The organism is Arthrobacter sp. Soc17.1.1.1 (assembly GCF_036867195.1).
Lineage (GTDB): Bacteria > Actinomycetota > Actinomycetes > Actinomycetales > Micrococcaceae > Arthrobacter_D.
Genome location: NZ_JBAJII010000004.1, coordinates 25,425 through 43,516, shown reverse-complemented (window position 1 = coordinate 43,516; position 18,092 = coordinate 25,425). Strand labels below are relative to the sequence as shown.

General features: G+C 63.3%; 16 protein-coding genes and 1 pseudogene. 11 read left to right on the top strand and 6 right to left on the bottom strand.

Going from position 1 to position 18,092, the window contains the following annotated elements:
• Positions 1–111 precede the first annotated feature (111 nt).
• The 4 genes from V6S67_RS19375 to V6S67_RS19360 all read left to right on the top strand — a co-directional run bounded on the left by V6S67_RS19375 (position 112) and on the right by V6S67_RS19360 (position 3,088).
• A complete protein-coding gene (locus V6S67_RS19375) occupies positions 112–1,221 on the top strand; it encodes a DUF4192 domain-containing protein (protein WP_334211966.1) in 1,110 nt (369 codons plus the stop codon).
• 546 nt (positions 1,222–1,767) lie between these two features.
• On the top strand, positions 1,768–1,983 hold the full coding sequence (locus V6S67_RS19370; RefSeq protein WP_334211965.1) for a hypothetical protein: 216 nt from the start codon (positions 1,768–1,770) through the stop codon (positions 1,981–1,983).
• Between the two features lie 78 nt (positions 1,984–2,061).
• Complete coding sequence (locus V6S67_RS19365) at positions 2,062–2,301, top strand: hypothetical protein (RefSeq protein ID WP_334211964.1); 240 nt, start codon at positions 2,062–2,064, stop codon at positions 2,299–2,301.
• A 457-nt stretch (positions 2,302–2,758) separates the two neighbouring features.
• Complete coding sequence (locus V6S67_RS19360; protein WP_334211963.1) at positions 2,759–3,088, top strand: hypothetical protein; 330 nt, start codon at positions 2,759–2,761, stop codon at positions 3,086–3,088.
• A gap of 414 nt (positions 3,089–3,502) precedes the next feature.
• Here V6S67_RS19360 and V6S67_RS19355 read toward each other — a convergent pair whose 3' ends face one another.
• Entirely contained in the window at positions 3,503–3,913 is a 411-nt protein-coding gene (locus V6S67_RS19355; protein WP_334211962.1) for a hypothetical protein, read from the bottom strand.
• A gap of 163 nt (positions 3,914–4,076) precedes the next feature.
• A complete protein-coding gene (locus V6S67_RS19350; protein WP_334211961.1) occupies positions 4,077–4,514 on the bottom strand; it encodes a hypothetical protein in 438 nt (145 codons plus the stop codon).
• A 554-nt stretch (positions 4,515–5,068) separates the two neighbouring features.
• Between V6S67_RS19350 and mobF the strand changes: the two genes are divergently transcribed.
• The gene (gene mobF / locus V6S67_RS19345; RefSeq protein WP_334211960.1) at positions 5,069–9,889 is read left to right on the top strand and encodes a MobF family relaxase; all 4,821 of its coding nucleotides are present in this window, start codon (positions 5,069–5,071) and stop codon (positions 9,887–9,889) included.
• A gap of 282 nt (positions 9,890–10,171) precedes the next feature.
• Here the strand turns inward: mobF and V6S67_RS19340 are convergent, their stop codons facing one another.
• Positions 10,172–10,666, bottom strand: coding sequence for a toll/interleukin-1 receptor domain-containing protein (locus tag V6S67_RS19340; protein WP_334211959.1), 495 nt, complete (start codon positions 10,664–10,666; stop codon positions 10,172–10,174).
• Positions 10,667–12,214: 1,548 nt separating this feature from the next.
• Between V6S67_RS19340 and V6S67_RS19335 the strand changes: the two genes are divergently transcribed.
• From V6S67_RS19335 to V6S67_RS19310, 6 genes and pseudogenes are all read left to right on the top strand, one after another.
• The gene (locus V6S67_RS19335; protein WP_334211958.1) at positions 12,215–12,415 is read left to right on the top strand and encodes a hypothetical protein; all 201 of its coding nucleotides are present in this window, start codon (positions 12,215–12,217) and stop codon (positions 12,413–12,415) included.
• Between the two features lie 116 nt (positions 12,416–12,531).
• The gene (locus tag V6S67_RS19330; RefSeq protein WP_334211957.1) at positions 12,532–12,957 is read left to right on the top strand and encodes a hypothetical protein; all 426 of its coding nucleotides are present in this window, start codon (positions 12,532–12,534) and stop codon (positions 12,955–12,957) included.
• A gap of 498 nt (positions 12,958–13,455) precedes the next feature.
• On the top strand, positions 13,456–13,905 hold the full coding sequence (locus V6S67_RS19325; RefSeq protein WP_334211956.1) for a hypothetical protein: 450 nt from the start codon (positions 13,456–13,458) through the stop codon (positions 13,903–13,905).
• 178 nt (positions 13,906–14,083) lie between these two features.
• Positions 14,084–14,614, top strand: coding sequence for a hypothetical protein (locus tag V6S67_RS19320; RefSeq protein ID WP_334211955.1), 531 nt, complete (start codon positions 14,084–14,086; stop codon positions 14,612–14,614).
• A 126-nt stretch (positions 14,615–14,740) separates the two neighbouring features.
• Positions 14,741–15,148 (top strand): RidA family protein, encoded by a 408-nt coding sequence (locus V6S67_RS19315; protein WP_334211954.1) that lies wholly within the window; start codon positions 14,741–14,743, stop codon positions 15,146–15,148.
• An 82-nt stretch (positions 15,149–15,230) separates the two neighbouring features.
• Positions 15,231–15,344, top strand: a pseudogene (locus V6S67_RS19310) (adenylyl-sulfate kinase); the annotation flags it as partial.
• 478 nt (positions 15,345–15,822) lie between these two features.
• On the opposite strand, the gene V6S67_RS19305 reads toward V6S67_RS19310, so the two are convergent.
• The 3 genes from V6S67_RS19305 to V6S67_RS19295 all read right to left on the bottom strand — a co-directional run bounded on the left by V6S67_RS19305 (position 15,823) and on the right by V6S67_RS19295 (position 17,977).
• Positions 15,823–16,491, bottom strand: coding sequence for a hypothetical protein (locus V6S67_RS19305; RefSeq protein ID WP_334212024.1), 669 nt, complete (start codon positions 16,489–16,491; stop codon positions 15,823–15,825).
• A gap of 503 nt (positions 16,492–16,994) precedes the next feature.
• Complete coding sequence (locus V6S67_RS19300) at positions 16,995–17,360, bottom strand: hypothetical protein (protein ID WP_334211953.1); 366 nt, start codon at positions 17,358–17,360, stop codon at positions 16,995–16,997.
• Positions 17,361–17,443: 83 nt separating this feature from the next.
• A complete protein-coding gene (locus tag V6S67_RS19295) occupies positions 17,444–17,977 on the bottom strand; it encodes a hypothetical protein (protein WP_334211952.1) in 534 nt (177 codons plus the stop codon).
• Between the last annotated feature and the right edge of the window lie 115 nt (positions 17,978–18,092).

Below are 18,092 nucleotides of genomic sequence, written 5' to 3'. Positions count from 1 at the left end.
CGGGAACGAGCGAGCGAGCTCGCCAGCAGGCAAAAAACATGAGGGGAAAGGGGCCACTACTGGTCACCACAGGCCCCGGCCCCCACCCACCTGTCACAAGGAGCACACACCGTGAACGAGAACACCCACAACCAGCTGACCGCCACGACGGCAGCTGACTTGCTCGCCTTCATCCCCAGCGCCCTCGGGTTCCAGCCGCGCGAGTCTTTCGCATTCGTGACCATGCGCGGCACCATGACCGGGGCGACCCTGCGGGTCGACACCCCGGCCGAGATGATCAGCCCGACCGACTTCGCCCACAAGCTCATGCGCTACCTGCGCACGGACACCGCCGCCGACAGCGTCCTGCTGTTCGTCTACACCAACGAGGTCGCCGAAGCCGCCCAGTCCGGGACGAACCCCGACGCCAAGCCCTACATGGACTACGCGCGGGCCATCGAGACCGAGCTGGACCGGGCCGGCATCAGCCTCCAGAACGGGTGGCTGATCACCGACAAGGGATGGACGCCCTACTTCTGCGAGGACAGCGGGTGCTGCACCCTGAACCCCACCAACGAGATCCGCGACAGCATCATGAACGCCGAACTGATCTACCGCGGCTACAACACCCAGAAGGACCCCATGACACTGGCCGTAGACCCTGCGTTCATCGGCTCCGATCAGGCGCACCTGACCATCACCGAGTTCACCTACCTCGTGAATCTTGGTGGAGTGCCGGAGGCGCTGGACTTCGACCATACGAGCATGCGCATCGCCCGCGAACAGTGGAGTGACGCACTCGGCAAGGAGTTCCACGACGCACTAGGGGAGGAGTCCGCCAAGGAGAACGAGGCATGCGACCTCGCCGGGTACCTGTTCATCAAGCCCATCCGGGACCGGATCATGGCTGATGCGATCAGCCCCACCGACGACGAGGCCACCTACCAGCAGGTCCTCGCCGGCCGGTTCGAAGGTCAGCCCGACTGGGCCCGGGTGGAAGCCACCGAAGAACTGCTCATCAGGATCTTCGCCTACACGCCGATCGAGGACCGCGCCCCACTGTTCTGCTTCCTCGGCTGGCTGCGCTGGTACCGCGGGCAGTCATCCGTAGCCGCCGCGTACTTCGACAAGGCCCTCGAATCCGACCACCAGCACCGCCTCGCACGACTGATGCGTGAAATGGTCAGCCGCGGGATCCTCCCGCTGGCCGCGCAGAACGAACACACCGCCTACCGCCACTAGCAGGCGGACCCGGCAACGGGACCAGGCCAAACCGCTAGGCTGAACCCTTAGGCCGAGGGCCGGACACTCACCCCCACGGGAGTCTGGCCCTCTCTTCGTTTCCAGCCACACCAGGACAAGCGACCAGCATCCCTGGGTGCGCGGCGGCGGCCTCCGCCGCACGCTCCCCCGGCCGCCGCATCACACGCTGGCGCGACCACACGAACCAGCCACGAGCTGCGCCTAGGGCGCCGGCTCACCAGCAGGGCCAGCCGCTGGGCCGGAGCGACGGGAGGCTTCCGCGTAGTAGGAGCGCATGCCGTGCTTCACCCCGAACCGGATGATCACATACAAGACCAAGCCCAAGACCGCGATCACGAGCAGATAAACCGCCAGGATGACGAACAATTCCGGTCCGTTAAGAGCCATTGCTTCCCCCATGCCTAGAACGAACGGTCAATCCAGTGAGCGTACCGGGGAAGCCGTTACCAGCCGGCGCACCACACCAGGACTGACAGGGCCGGCCCGTACAGTGAAGCCCACGCCACCGACCAGGAAGAAACGATCATGGACACCACGGACTACAGCGCGCACCCGACCTTGAACATCACCCTGGCGAAGCCGTTCAGCGAGAGCCTGAGCGTCCACGTACCCCAGATCCCGGCGCCCGGCGTGGAGGACATGCTCGAGGACCGCATCAAGGCCGAGCCCGTCACGTTCTCACACCCCGACCGCGTCGACCTCACCTGGACGCCGGCAGCGGACAAGGATCTCTTCCAGTAACACCACGCCCAACGAGGACCACCGCCCGATCGAGCGCGGCTCGGCTCGGTCGTACCGTCGCGCTCTAGACTCACGGGCATGACAATGGGGACGAACGAACAGGAACATCCGCGCGCACGAACGCGCAAAACCAAGCGCGACGCGGTGATCGAAGCCCTCACAGGCATGGTGTCCGCCCTGCTCTTCGTGATGGCGCTGCCCACCGCCGACAACTGGTTCCGCATTCTCGGGACCTGCCTCCTCGCGATCGGGGCCGTCGTGTACGTCGCCAAGGCGATCATCACGCTCCGCCAGGACGACCATGCCCCGCCGGAGTAGATGAGTATTTGAGCGAATGAGTAAGGGCTGGCACCTGTAGGTGTCGGCCCTTTTTTCCTGCCCGAGGGACGGCGGCAGGCGCCCGTGGGTGGACGGCGGTTCTCGTGCTTCCCTGGCTTGTCGCTGGCGCTCCAACCAGAGCAATGGTCCTCTCGCTTCGCTCCGGCCTAAGGCGGTCGGGCTGCTCCTTCGTCACATCCCGTCCGGGTGTTTTTTGCTGCTGTCCTTGCGGATTATGCGCCCCCGCTCCACACCGTCAATCGGCTACGCCGACGGGGCCGAGGCTCATGCCGGAACTATCGTGGGAGGCGTGAATGTGGTCAGCCGTGAACTTATCGAACGAGGAACGGGGGCGGCCCCGTGGTGACCGGTGGCATGGGTCCTGAGACAAGGAGGGAAGCTCTGAGGGCCGCTCACCGAGGAGGATCTGCGCCTGGGGAGAAAAGCCTCCAAAGTGATGGACATCCTTTGCGTCATCGCCTTCGTGGCCTGTGTGGGCATCGCGGTCTTCACCTTCACGAACGTTCCGTGGGATACGCGGATGCCGTATGACGGCAAGTACAACCGAAGTGGGACCGGCATCCCGATGCAGATCGCGATGATTCCCTGCCCGCTGGTTCTGATCGGTCTGTGGCGATCGGGGCGAAAGCCTGACGCGCATCAGATGACGAAGGTCGGGCGTACCGGGCTGTACATTCTCGGGAGCGCGATGATCTCGGCGTGTGCCATTGGCCAGTGGGTGATGGCGAGCGGGATCCTGATAGCCGGAGGCTACCTTGCCGGATAGCCCGCCACCGCTCCCACCTGCCCCACGCACGTCTCGCCGCAGCCCGGTGAAACGTGCGGGGAAGTCCACGCCGACAAGCAGATGACCGCCGAAGAGGACGCCGCCGGGTAGCACCAGACACCGGTGGTGCAGCGAGCACGACGGCCGAGTACCACCGGCCCCGGTCCGGAAGGCAGAGCGGGGGAGGGGAGGCCGGCCTGTTCGCCGTTGGTGGGCGGGGCGGTTCGCCGCCGCTGCGGGTACCTCGAGCTGTGGTCGCCGGCGACGAACCGCCGTCCCTCGCATTCCCAGCGACCTGGCTTCCGTGGCGCGAATCAGGGTTACAGGTGCTGGCCGGGGTGCACACCGACATGATGTGCGTCGGAGGGCGGTAGACCGGGCACGCCCTCACCCGGCGAGGGCGGGTCCAACCTGCTACCGGCAGGACCGCGGTATGTCCTCGAGGTCGACTGGCTCCATGCTGCCCTTGCCGCCTGGCTGGTACTCGCACCACTGGTCGTTGAACACCAAGCTCATCGAGTAGAGCATCGGCAGCGCGGCTGCCAACAGCAGGACGATGGTGATGACGGACCACGCCCACGCCTGCTTCGTCGTGTGCTTCCGTGTCTTCAACATGACGTAGGAGGCGATTGCACCCACGCCGGCGGCGAGGGTCGGTGCCATGGCCGCTGCCTGGGATCCGGTGATGTCGCCCCCGGACAGAAAATCGAACACGTATGCCGCCGAGTACCAGAGCGCGATCAGCAGCGGCAGGGACATCAGGACTAGAAAGGTCGTCGCAAGGACGTGCGGTTCTCTAGCTTGCTGCTCCTCAATGACCCCCATGATCCCCAGCATAAGCCGGGCATCTGCACCGCCGGCCTCATCCTATTGGCCGCCTGCTCCGCCACCAGCTCCACGGGGAAGGATTCTGCAGATGCTTCCTCAACCGTGAGGGGGCCGACATAGTCGGTCCCCTCACTTCGTGCTGTCCGCTAGGACTTCACTGTCAGGCGGCGTGCGTTTCGGCGGCGACCTGGTCTGCGATCTCGTCTGCTGTTCCTGCCAGCGTCGACGCGGTCCCACCCTTGCCGGTATCCGCGGATGAGGCGCCGACGACCGCGCCGTCCAGGGCACGCTTCATCTCGGCGGTACTGAGCCCGAGCCGGGCGGCGACCGATGCCCGACTCTCGCCGGTGTCGAGCATCTGCTGAACCTTCGCGCCGGCTTCCTTCGCGGCAGCTTTGGCGTCCTGCTCGGCTTTCGCGAGGATCGCGTCGGCGCGTTCCTGCGCCTCGGCGCGGATCTGCTCGGCCTGCTGCTCCTGCTCGAAGAACTCCGCCGCCAGGTCGATCAACCGCTCGTGCCGCTCGGTCAGCTCCTGGGCTTTCGCCCTCGCCTTTTCCCGTGCCGCGACCTGCTGCGCTGACTTCCTCGGTGCTGCCATGGTGACTCGTCCCCTTCACTGATCCTGTGCTCAAAACCTGTACCTGATGCTGCCCCGGCCGCGATTTGCGATCCGGCGAACTATTCCTGCCAAACCTAACGGTCAGCGGCCACCCACCACGGGCCGTCCCCGACCGATCACCGACCATGCCCGACGTCACCGCCGGCACCGCCGGCACCATGAAATACCCATGCGGGCCTCGCTGACGCTCGGGCTGGATACCACGGACGTTGACCACACGTGGACAGCTCCGAGATAACCCTCACGTCTCTGCCCTGCCCACCCGGTGGATAACGTCCGTTTGCGGTTGACACACAATCGAACGACCCGTGGATAACGGTGAAGCTGTTACCCACCGCCCATTCTCATGTGCACAACCGCATCGAAAGTCGATGGACCAATCGTACTGGTTTCCACGGCGCTCCATCTCGGTTTCCTCCTCCGTCGTCACCATGCGATTTCGCACCCTTCCAACCGGCACGATCTGTCACACCTCTTGCACTCTTGTAAGTGAGGTCGACCCCGCGCCATTTGTGCGCGAGAATGGGCCTGTGATGACCGTCCATAAGCTCAGTGCTGGGGACGGCTACGCCTACTACACATCCGAGGTTGCCAGCGCCGACGAACTCCGCGCAGGGGACCGGGAGCTGGGGGACTACTACACCGTCGAGGGCATGCCCCCGGGTCAGTGGGTCGGACACTCCGAACAGCTCCTCGGCGTCTCCGGCGAAGTGACCGAAGCGCAGATGAAAGCCCTCTTCGGGGAAGGCATCAAGCCCAACGCGGCTCAGATAATCGCTGATGGAGGAACGCAGGCCGATGTGGCTCTGGGGCGTAAATACTCCCAGTACGGGGCGGCCGATACGGAAATGACGCGCCGCATCGACGAGGAAGTGGCCCGCTTCCGGCGTACCAACGGACCCGCCTGGGCCGATACGGAGAACGCAGACAAAGCATTGCCGACGGAAGCCATGCACGAGATCCGGTCCCGGGTCGGGGGAGAGCTGTTCCGTGAGTCCCACGGACGGAACGCCCGCAGTAATGAGGAGCTGGCCCGGTACGTCACCGCGCAGACGACACCCAAGCAGCAGACCGTCGCCGGGTATGACCTGGTGTTCTCGCCCGCCAAATCGGTGTCCCTGCTGTGGGCGCTCGGCGGCGACGAAGCCCGGCAAGCGATCGAAACCGCACACAATGAAGCGATTGCGGAGACGATCACCTTCCTCGAGAAGAACGCGACCTACACCCGCCGTGGACCCCAGGGTGTGCGACAGGTCGACGTCGCGGGTGGTCTGGTTGCTACCCAGTTCCGGCACTACGACTCCCGCGCCGGGGATCCCCAGCTGCACGACCACGTCGTCATCGCGAACAAGGTGCGAGGCGTCGACGGGAAGTGGTCCTCCCTCGATGGCAGGGCGCTCTACAAGATGGGCGTCGCGGCGTCCGAGACGTACAACGCGAAGGTCATCGAGAAGGTCTGCGCGTCCCTCGGCGTCAGCACAGTTGCCCGTACATCCGGGGGTGGCGAGCCCATCTATGAAGTGGCTGGCATCGACCTGGACACCATCCACAGGGCATCCTCCAGGCGCACCAACATCGCCGGAGCCATCACCCGGCTCGAAGGTGAGTTCACCGACAAGCACGGCTACGCCCCGAACGAGAAGCAGAAGATCGCCCTCGCGCAGCAGGCCACTCTGGAGACCCGGCCGGAGAAGAAGAGTGCCCGCCGCCTCTCCGAGCTGGTCGAGGAATGGCAGCAGGACTACAGCTCGAGTATGAACATGCCGGTCGGACCGGACCTGCTCGAGCACGTCCGCACCGCGAGCAAAGGAACAGCCGCCTGTGCACTGGTCAACGACCTCGACGTGCACGAACACGCACGCCTGGTCGTGCACGAGCTGGCCGCGAAGCGCGCCGTGTGGGGACGGAACCACGTCATCGCGCAGACCCGCCGGCACCTCAAAGAAGCCTTTCCCGGGCAGATCATCACCGACGAGACCGTAGAGAACATCACACGGGCAGCCACCGGAACGCACAGCCTTCAGGTCACCCCGGAGGCCATCACCCCGCGCCTGCGCGAGTTCCAGCGGGCCGACGGGTCGAGCCAGTTCCGGCAGGCCGACGTCACCCTGTTCACCTCGCAGGAGGTCCTGAACGCCGAGCACCGGGTCCTGGCCGCAGGCCAGAAGATCGTCATCCCGGCCGTGTCCGCCGAGCGATTCGACACGATCCTGGCCGAGCACGTCGAGGCCGCTGCCACCAGTGGGGGACCGGTCTTGTCGCAGGGTCAGATCGACCTCGCACGCGCTTTCGCGACCGACGAAAAGCTACTGACCCTCGGGATTGGACCCGCCGGCGCGGGCAAGACCACGAGCCTGTCCCTGGCCGCCGACGCCGTCCGTGACAGCGGCGGGAAAGTCATTGGGCTCGCACCCACCGCAGCGGCCGCAGCGGTGATGTCCAAGGACATCGGAGCGGACGCGACGACGATCGACGCGTTCCTCATCGCTCACCGGAACCAGCGGGGCCAGCAGAACACCACGGCCAAGGACGGCCACGACAACGGCGGGTCAACCTTCGCTCTCGGTGCCGGGGACGTGGTCATCGTCGATGAGGCCGGGATGGTCACCACCCCGAAACTCGCCGAGGTCGTCGCGGTCGCCGCGCGCAACGGTGCCGTGGTGCGTGCGATTGGCGATGACCGGCAGCTCGGCGCGATCGGCTCCGGCGGTGCGCTGCGCCTGCTGAACAACGAAGTCGGAGCGGTCCGCCTCGAGGAGGTCCACCGCTTCCACACCGACGGCGAAGCGACCGCATCCCTGGCCCTACGGGAACCGGCAACCGTCGCAGCTGACACCCCCTTCCAGTGGTACCTAGACAACCAGCGCGTCACCGCCGGCACCCTTGACGCCATGACCCAGGACGCCCTCACCGCGTGGATGACCGACACCGCAGCAGGCAAGACGTCGCTGATGATCGCCACCGACAACGCCACCGTCACCGACCTCAACGCCCGAGCCCAAGCCGCCCGCATCGCTACCGGCGACCTCACTGACGGGACAGGCCCGATCACCGAGGCGACGCCGTCCGTGGTCCTACGGGACGGGCTCCGCGCCTACCCCGGCGACACTGTCGTCACCCGGAAGAACGATCGGACGTTGCAGGTCAACCAGGGCAAGGACTTCGTCAAGAACAACGACGTCTGGATTGTCGAACAGGTCACCGCCAACCCCGAAGCAGCACAGACGGATCAGGACCGGCAGCGTGTGACCCTCCGGCACGCCGGTCACGGGGGGCGTATCACCGTGGACGCCGATTACCTGAACGAGCACGGGCAGCTTGGCTACGCCGCGACCGTGCACCGCGCCCAGGGTGCGACCGTGGACACCGCGCACGCGATCCTCGACGAGCGGGCCGACCGGGCCGGAGCCTACGTCGCCGCCACCCGGGGCCGCGAGACGAACAAGCTCTACGTCGCCCTGGGAGATAACAATGACCAGGCCATCACTCGCGACAGTGTCCTGGCGTCGATCACCGCGAACTATGACCGGACCCTGTCCGCGCACGAAACGGTTCGCGGCGAAGCCGTCCGTACCGGGGACATCGCGACCCTCGCCGGCGTCTACAACGAGGTAGAAGCAGCAGCATGGACCGCCAAGACGCGGGGCATTGCCGCCGTCGTCATGGGGCCGGAAGCCGCCGCTGCGTTCACCTCGCACGAGTCGTGGGGCGCCGTGGCCGCGCATCTGCGACGGGCCGAGAACGAGGGCCTGGACGCGTCCACGGTCCTCGCGCAGGCGTACCGCGAACGCGGGTTCGCAGGCGCCGACGACGCGTCCGCTGTCCTCGCCTTCCGGGTGGAGAACCGGATCGAGACCGCGCAGCAGATCCGCGCGAACACCGGACACCGGCCGCTCGGTGCCCTCACCGACGATCATCTCGACCGCCTCGCACAGCAGGCCGAGAAGCAGGCAACAGGCACAGATGCCGGTCAGTTCCGCCGGACGCCCGGTGAGCCTCCCATGGACACCGGGTTGGACGGAGAATGGGCTGCCCGGCCGTTCGCGCTCCTGCGCACCAGCAGACTCACCGAGACACGCGACAACGCTGTGGAACGGTTGCAGTCCCTCAACCCGACCGCCTCAATCAGTGCCGCCACCAGGAAAGAACAGTGGATGGTGAAGACAATGACGCTCGAGCTGGAACGCCGTCTGGATCTTTCCCCGACACAGACCGCGATCGAGCGCACCGCCCGTGGAGAGGACCCCCGCAGCGTCCACCAGGTCACGATTGCCGAGGCAATCCACCAGGAACGCCAGCTGCGCGTAGCCGGTATCCCCACCACCAGCACATCGGCGTCGACCGAAGCTGTCAGCACATCCGCGGCAGCCAGTGCCGGCGGTGCAGGGTTCGGCCGGTCCACCATCAGCGAGGACATCGCCCCGTCCGCGCTCGTGCAGGACGCACGGGTACCGAAGGAGTACCGGGATGAACTCGACCGTCTCCGGGCACACCTTGGGCAACGAGTCGCGGTCCGCGGCGCGCAGCTCGCAGAAGAACAACCGGCGTGGGCGGCCGCACTCGGACCAGTGCCGGCGAAGGAGTCCAAGGCTGCTGAGTGGCACGGCATCGCGGCCGAAACCGAGGCGTACCGGAACCGCTACAACATCGGCGCCCACGAGACAGCTTTCATCCCGAAGCAGTATCGGGACGACCCGACCGCGCAGCGGCTCATCGAGCGTGCCACCGCCCTGCACAAGCACAGCGCCCTCACGCAGGTCCCGCCACGCAGCAGCACACAGATTCAGCAGACCGCCGACGAAGCGGCGATCACCGATCGCATGAGCGCGGATCAGGCCGCCGCACGGAGGGCTATCGAACGCCTCCAAGCCGAACGTGCCGCCGCCAGCGACCCCCTGCCGGCGCCGCAGCAGCGCGAAGCCCGGATCGTCGACGCTCTACAGTCCGCTGAAGCTGCCCCGGCCGCCGTTCAACCTGTGGCGACGCCCGAGGCGCAGCCGGCACGCTCCGCAACGGAAGAAGCCGCGATCGCACGCGCGATTGCCCGGCACCGGGCAGGAGCCGGCAATGCCGCAGGGACGACGCCCTCCGACGCTTCCGGGTCCGGCAGTGAGGCAACCGGGCAATCAACCAGTCCCCAGAAGAAGGAGACCCCCATGGCTCAGGAGAAGGGTGGCGTCGCACAGGATGCAGCGCGGAAGAAAGACCGGAGTCAGCGGCAAGCCGAGCTGATTCAGAGCAGGAAGACTGCCGCCGCCGAGCGTCAGGCTCGGGAGGCAACAACCGCCAAGAACGATTCGACTGCCGCGAAACGTCGAGCTGAGCAGACAAAAAACAGCGGCCGGTCATTGTGATGTGACTTTTCCCGAAGGTGGCGGTGTTCTTCTCTCGAAACCCGGGCGTATCCGATGAGCGTGCTCGAACTGTAGCGTTTAGGGGGCCTCCACCGGGCTTTTTCTCGGGCGGGTCTTACGGGAACGCTTCAGCTCAGCACCGATGTGGAATTTTTCTTGCTGACTGGACGGCGTGCCGGTGTCCCAGTGGAGGACCGGCTTACGGGCACCGTGCAGCAGAGTAAGGAGCATGAAAAAGGTGCGTCACCCTCGCGGATGACGCACCAATGCGTTCTTCGTTCGCTACACGTCGAGCAGAACCGTGTCAGCGATCTTCAGTGCGACGACCTCCAGCGAAGGGTAGTCCGCGGTGGCCAGTCCCGCGTGCGACGCAAGCATGGGGCTAACGTCCACAAGAGCCGCATGCGTCGTGTCGTGGAAGATCGGAATGACCCGACCCGACGAGAGCAACACCGAAAGCTCTTTCTCAGCGATTCCTTCGGCGTCAAGACTCTTAAGCAGTGCCGGGGTTACCAGAACGATTCCGGCGCGTGAGTTCCTGAGACCCTTGTCGATCTGCCGCATCAACGGCGTCCCCAGGGGTACATCCTTTTCGCTGAACCAGACTTTCACATCCAAGCCCGTCAGAATGTTGTAGAACTCCAGCGCGGAGCTCTGCCTGTCACCCCAGGCGTGACACAGGAACAAATCGCGACGGTCGGTATCGGTCTGAGCGATCCGCACCACCTGCTCATGTACGGGGTTTAGGACCCGATATTCGCTGGTTGAGTACGACACGGACGCACGACGGGCCCGGCTCGAACTGCTGCCTCCGCCACCTCCCCCGTTAGCGCTCGACGATCGACTCGCGTAACTGGCGTGCCGCGTCGGGGGCGTGTAGGTGGGACGCGGCGTGTAGTCCGAATAAGAGCTCCGGCCTGATGACCGGTAGCGGCATGCCGGACAATTCGCGGCCCCGCTCGCTGTCCGATGGCCCTCACGAGGCGCGGTGCACTGGGACATGTAATTTCTTTCTCGCGATTCCCGTTGATTGCCGAGAAGGGGATAGGCTATAGATCTCCGACCAAAGAGAATTGCGACCTACGACCCGGCTCCGACCGACGTGGGTCGCTTTTTTGTGCGTCACCCGGAGCTTCAAATACTACATCTAGTGCAGCCGCGTGATGCCAACCCCTAGATGATGTATTACAAGTATGCCATTCGGCGAGATCGTCGTCCACGCGATGTCCACAGATAAGACCCATCGAAAAGCCTAGAAATTAGCCAATTAAAGGGCTCGCGGGGACCTCGTCCACAGCTCTGTGGAGCAATTCCTCACAGGCAGAAATAATTCGTGTCGTGTTCCTCGCGGCGTGTCGAAGGACCGCCAGGCAGGGGTCAGCGACCATCTTGAACAAGCTTTGTGATGCAAGGCTTGCATTACAGGGCTTGCATCACCCAGTGCGGCAGATAGTCGGCCCGCTAGGGCGAGGCAAGTAGCTCGACGACTGCGCGCTCAGCTCGCCCAACCGCCGAGCCTGCAAATCGCCACCCGAACCACGCCTGGGCGCGCAACCCAGCGCTTCGCCGACCGTGACACCATTTCGCTCTTCGCTTTCCAAGTAATCAAATCTGTGTTCTATTTTAAAGCCTGTACGAGCAACGGCAGGGAACCAGGGCGATGATCGATCCTCTCCCGCTCGGGGTTCCTGCTGCAGGACGACTCTGGCAGGATGACGGCATGGGGAAATTGGGGGTCCCGGCAGCGGCATTTGTCTTCCTGCTAGCTGCAAGCGGGTGTTCCGTTCCACCAGTTTCCCAAGCGTGTCCTGCAATTGGTCACTCGACGGTTATCCCTGTCCAGATAAGTGGATCCCTTGCCGGCTCAGTTGCTGCAGTGCAAATCTGCTCGGATGAAGAGGATTGTTCCAGGGGTGTACCTGTTGGGGCGCCACTGGAAGCATCCGTACCGCCTGTTCCCTCGGCCAACGCCACCCAAACGCCCGCTGGAGCGGACCCGGCCGGGCCCTTCTCCCACTTCATGACCTCACGCATCGATCAAGCGAACTGGCAGATCGAAACCGACATGGTTACCCCAACTGCGGTCACAGCCCAGGCATTGGACCTCCGCGGCAGGATCCTCGTCCGGACCGAAGCGGCTTTGGAATGGACAAGGATCAGCGGGTCCGAACAATGCGGCGGAAACGCACGCTCCACGCCCATACTCCTCAACACGGACCAGTAGATTCCAGGTGTTCAGCAGCGAAGGCATGAGCCCACGCGCACATGACCGTTAGTGGATCCGCTTCCGAGCTGCGCACCAGCGGCGGTACTACGGTGATCGGCATGCCGAAAAACACGTGGCTAGCGGCCATCGCTCTTCTTCTCATCAATGCTCTCGGAGGCCTAGGCTTCTTCTTTTTCTCCCTCCCTGAGCGATCCGAATGGGGCGACATGACTACAGGAATCATCTGCGCCATCGTGGCGGCACTCTTGATCCTCAACTACAGGAGGACTTATGGATCAAGGGCGCATGTGCCTGAGTGACGGCGTCGACGAGCCGACGTCCGCCACGGATTGGGTTTCGAACGCTCTTCGTTGCGAGTGCATCACGCTTGGGCGTTCTCTGATTGCTCGCCGGTGTGGGTCGGTACGGTCATGGCATGACGGCCTATCGAGGTGCAAGGTTCATCGTTGCTGTGTTGGTGACAGCATTCGCAGCGTCGGGTTGCAGCACTGGTCCGACGTACGAAATTCTCGAGGTACCGGACGGTCCGACGGTGATGATTGCCCCGCCCCGAGATCCGGAGGAGATGTCTCAGGAAGCACTTCTGGAGGGAGCTCTGTCTGTTGGGTCGACAGGGTGCCTGGGCGTTCAAGCGTCAGATATTGGTTTTGTCCCCGTCATTTTTCCGACGGGCACAACGGTCTTCAAGGATGAACCACTTACTTTCACAGTGGCTGACGAGCAGTACACGCTTGGCGATGCCATCGCGATTGGTGGTGGATTCACCGAAACGAAGCCACTGATCGAAGCAAACGCATACCCAGAGAAGTGCGCCGCAGTCGAAGTGTTCTCGGCCTCGTAGCTCTTGTGTCGCTACGAACATGCTCGCCATGAGCGGTAGCAAACTTCATCCAGTAGTAGCCACACGCTGAGGGATGGATGAACGGAACAGCTTCCGGTGTCAGCCTCAGCCGAGCTTCCTGAAGTGCCCTACGGCGTCGGATGACAAGCGTTCTGGTTTCATCGATTTCACCAGAAGAACTACTCCCCCGAGAAGGATAAAGAGCGCCAGCGCCAGCAGGGCCTGGTCGTTCGGAGTAGCGGGGCACCCTGCGGAGCTGTCGTCGATCTCAGGACAGCTGCGCCAAGGCTGCAGGAAGACTACGAAACTACCTACCGCTCCAACCACGGTCAGCAAGATCCCTAGAACCGCGTACATAGTCTTCCTCGAAACCCTCATGGTTCATCGAATCACGAGTGGGGACGATCGCCATGAACATACGGTGCGGGACAGGGCCGGTTGGCAGGATCTCGTAGTGTCACCGACCTCTCTTAGACCGGCTCGCGTTACGCTCCGGAGATGAAGGATTCAACACGGCATAGTGATCTCCCGGACAGTGCCGGATCAATCGTCGATCTGAACAACCGAGCGACGATCAACCATGAGTGGTGGGCAACTCTCGTACCAACCACCTGGGATCAACGGACGCTGACCTTCAGTGGTCTCCGCTGGTATTCGACCTTCTTCGAGGACGACAACACCGACGCAACCGGGCTCTGGCCTGTGCCGACCAAGGAGCTGCGGAAAGCAGCAATCATCCATGCTGGTTCCGCCCCCCACCTCGCGGGGAAGAGGCCTCAGCGTCGTCCGGGGAGTGTCGCTCTGTTCGACGGCGTTGTTTATACGTACTGCGCGGACGGCTTGCTGAACGGCCGCCTTGGCGACGCGGCCTGGGCTCACCCCATCGAAGGAATTGCGCCGGGGGAGCTCGAACGACACGGCGTGGAACTGGTCGCGGGCCTCATATAGACGCAATCAACAGGTGCGCACAACTGGGGTGAGGCCTACGACGAACGATCAAGGATCCTTCAGGGCATCGTGCAATCAGGTTGTGGCGGTCGCTTAGAGGCTCATTGATGATGGACGGCGTCCGTCTTTCGCATACATGCACGGTCGTCGACCACCGAAACCTTGGAAGGACCAGCGTATGGAACCAAAAACGCCCCGGCTGACCAGCACAACCGCAATCCTCACACGACTGGTGGAGGATCCTGATGACCTCGCCGCTCACCCGGACCTGTATGTCGTCGACCTGTTCGCCGAGGAGGACCGGGCAGAAAAAGCGTGGCTGCGTGCTGGTATCCCGCGTCATTTCAGCTACAACGACGGGGTCATCACTCTCATGTGGGATGGCGTCGAGCTACTGGGCATTCCTGTGTGGGATGACATTGTGGTCCTCTGGGTTTACCTGGTGAACGTCGTCGATGACTACCTTGTGACTGGTCGCGGTCACTGCTACTTCCCTGATCAGCCCACCCCGATCATTCTCGAGCGGATCCGTGGCGGTGCCCTGATCACCATCGGCGACACCAAACTGCGCGTTGATCCCTTAGTTTTCTGTCGAGAGCTTCTGGATGAAGCAGAGCGCTTCTGGCACTGGGTCGATCGACATGAAGTCCCTGTTAGCCCAGGCGACCAGCGGATCGACCGGATCCGAGCGCTCATTCCAAGCTACTGACTGGCCGTACCTACAGCGCCACTCATTCACCGAGGCCCATGAGCTGTACCGGGAAGGATCCTCCTTTGCGTAGTGCGGCAGGTGGGATGCTGGAGCTTCGTTGGTACGAGGGAAAGCTGGGCGCGGATGGCTTCGACAGTGACTTTGATTCGCTCCACCGCGCTATCTGACGTGGCGCAGTACGCCTACGCGGCCACTGCACCGGCAGATGCTCGACTCATCTTCCTCGCAGGGTCCTGCCCCCTCGACACAGCCGGAGCGACCGTAGGTCACGGTGACTATGCAGCTCAGGCGGAACAGTGCATCAGGAACATGACGACCGCTCTCCAGGACGCTGGAGCCACCATCGAGGACGTGATCAGTACTCGGGTGCTTGTGGCATCAACTGACCGGGATGATCTCGTCCGTGCGTGGGAGGTTGTACGCCGAGCCTTCGGCACCCATGACGTCCCAAGCACCCTCTTGGGCGTGACAGTTCTTGGCTACGAGCACCAACTCGTGGAGATTGAAGCCGTGGCCGCCGTTCGCGACTGATCATTTAGGCAGCATCCCGCTGAGCGATCCTCCACCGGGGCACCCTTGCGTGAAGCTCCTGCCGGCTAGCACAGTTGGTCCAATGCGCTCCCACGTCCTATTTATCAGCGGCCGCTCCGGTGTCGGCAAATCAACTGCCGCTCTGACCCTCCACGAACAACTCATCGATAAGAACATCCAGCACGCCGTCATCGAAGGCGACTACCTCGACCTCGCTCACCCGGCCCCACATGAGGCGTTCCCCAAAGCGAACCTCGCTGAGCAGAACCTTGCCTCCATGTGGTCTGCGTACCGATCCCTTGGATACCACCGCCTCATCTACACGAACACCGTGGCCGCACTCATGTCAGCGGATCTTGCTGCAGCGATGGGGGATAACCCGATCGTGACCGCAGTGCTCCTGCGCAGCAGTGACCGGCACGCCCGTTCACGAATGGAACACCGCAACCACGAGGCAATCGACGCCGGGTTGCTTAACCACAGTGCTGCAATGGGAAGACGACTCGATGAGGAGGCTCCTACCTTCGTCCACCGCATCGATACTGACGAACTCAATCCCTCAGAGGTCGCGGCACAACTATTCGCTCTTGCAGGATGGGGCACGCAATCGCCAGTCACCGAGGCGCAGTACCCGCCGTTCGCAGAAGGATCGCTCTGCGCGCAAGCGTCACTCCCTAAGTGTTGGCTTGCTGCTCGGAGCCCGGCGCGGCTGGAACAGTGCGCCCATCGGACAGGGTCAGGCTTCGTACGACTGTCCCGTCGCCGAGCCGGACACCTTTCACGCCCAAGGTCAGAGTGTTGTCCGTCAATCCACGGGCCTGGTCGTAGGCGTAGGTCATACCCTCCGGGAGCTCACCCAAATCGGCCTGCGGGGTGAAGCGGACAGTAAACGATGCGCGGCGTGCGGATTCTTCGCAGATCTCGACGGAACCGTCCGGGTGCAGTATGCCGATGAGGCTCGTTGTGTTCGGCGATGCCATGACGCCGAACAAGCTGTATCCCGATGGGAGATTCCTCGCTGGCCCCCCGCCATCCTCGCCTATGAGCATGGCGGCCTCATCCTGCTCTGCCTGCTTAACAGCCTGGCAGGCGCTGAGCGCCTCGATGGGAGGGCTGATCTCCTGAGGAGGCGGGATGTCGTTGATCGGCGGGAGAAGGGCAAGCCCACCGACCAACCCGGCCCCGACAAGCCCGCCCACAACGAATCGCCTCCGTTTCGAGGGTGCTGGACGGCTGTCGGAATCAAGGGACCGTTCCTCCGGCGAATCGGCGCCAAGATCAACAATCTGGACACGACCGATCTGATGACTACCGTCCCTCACACCATCAACGCCATTCCCCATGATCCGACCCTAAGATGCACCGGTTACCAGCGCCTGAGACCAGCCACGCGTGTCGTTCCACCAGGCGAGTGACAACGTCCGGTCGCGGATCCTTAGGCGGGCAGCTGTCCCCGGTGGCCATATCAATCAGCGGGTACCCAGAGCTAAGCTGCACCCCCACCCCTTCTCAATCGCCTAAATCTGAGCGTCATGGCCGTGATGCTGGCAAGGAACGCGATGAGCATTAAGAAGCCCCACAACGTCTCCCCAGAGAGAAACAGGGTGACGGTAATGACGGCAGCTACGACCGCGCCAAAAATGCTCGTGATGCCTGCAAATCTATTCGTTTGCGACCAGTGCAGTTTCCTGTCCGGCCCGTTGATACCTTGTTCCCTCATCTCGTGCCTTCCTTCGTAAGTCATGCCACGCTACTGCCGACCACGGTCGTCTGCCAGACGGCATCCATAGGAGGATCCCTAAGGGACCGGCTGGATCTAGGAAACGAAAGCGTCGGCAAGGGCCAATCAGCTTTTCCGCCCGGGTTCAATGACTCGTTCGACAATTTGCAGATCTGCCAGCACCGGATGGTTGAGGACGTCGGAGATCTCTGCGCTGTCCACCTGCCCGTTCTCATGCCACAGCAGCACGAAAACAGGGTCGTCAGGAGCATTGCCGCCTTCGACGTCTGCGTCGAAGGACAAGGGGCATTCGGTGTCCGCCGGCAGCAGGGGCACATCCCCGATGACGTCGATCAGAAAGCACTCCGCGCAGTACTCTTCCGGCGCCGTCCTGCAGGAAGCGAACTGTGCGCCCAGGATCGTTCTAAGGTCGCCGGCGTGCTCGACGATCCGGCGTAGTAAATCCTGCTGCGGACCTGACAGTGGCTCCATACAACCAGCCTAGAGTGCCCTTGTTACTGGCGATCCTTGAGCGTGACGGGTGGACGGGGTAAACCGTCGCGCTGAGCGATCCTTCAGCGGGTGAGCGACGGCGTACGGTGTGTGCGCATTCTGACGAGGGCAATGAGGCCTGTCAGAAGGGATGCGGGTATGCCGATGACACTGAGCAGGAGCAGGGTGTCAATCACCCAGGAAGACTGCCCTGCATCGGCCAGGGTAATCCCTCGGCCGAAAGTCACCATCAGCACCACCCCGAGGAGGCCCACCAGACCAAAGGACACTGAAGCGACCCAAGCAGCCGCCGGATGGTTGCTTCCTTGGCTCCAGGCCTGACCGAAGAGAAGTACCGTCACCGCGTGAACGATGAATCCCAGAAGTAGGAGGACTGACACGGCGGCCTGCGGTGCCAGAAAGATGCTGGCGCCCACTGCTGCGGCTAGGAGACTGGCAGTGACGCCAGCACAAAGCCATGCCAGGGAGAAGCTTGGGTCAGTGGTCCTCAGTTTCGCTGCGAGGACCCAAGAGCCGGCAACGATCACAGGTATGACCAGGAACGGAATCACCGCGACGGCGAGTAGCCCCACTCCGATGAACACGATGACTATCACACGGTTTCCAGCACTGGTCATTGCAGTCCCCCAACTTCAACGTTGGGACGACTGTACCCGCGGTGCTCGGGCCAGCCTGGGAAATACGTTCGTAAGCGGATCGACTAACGCCCTC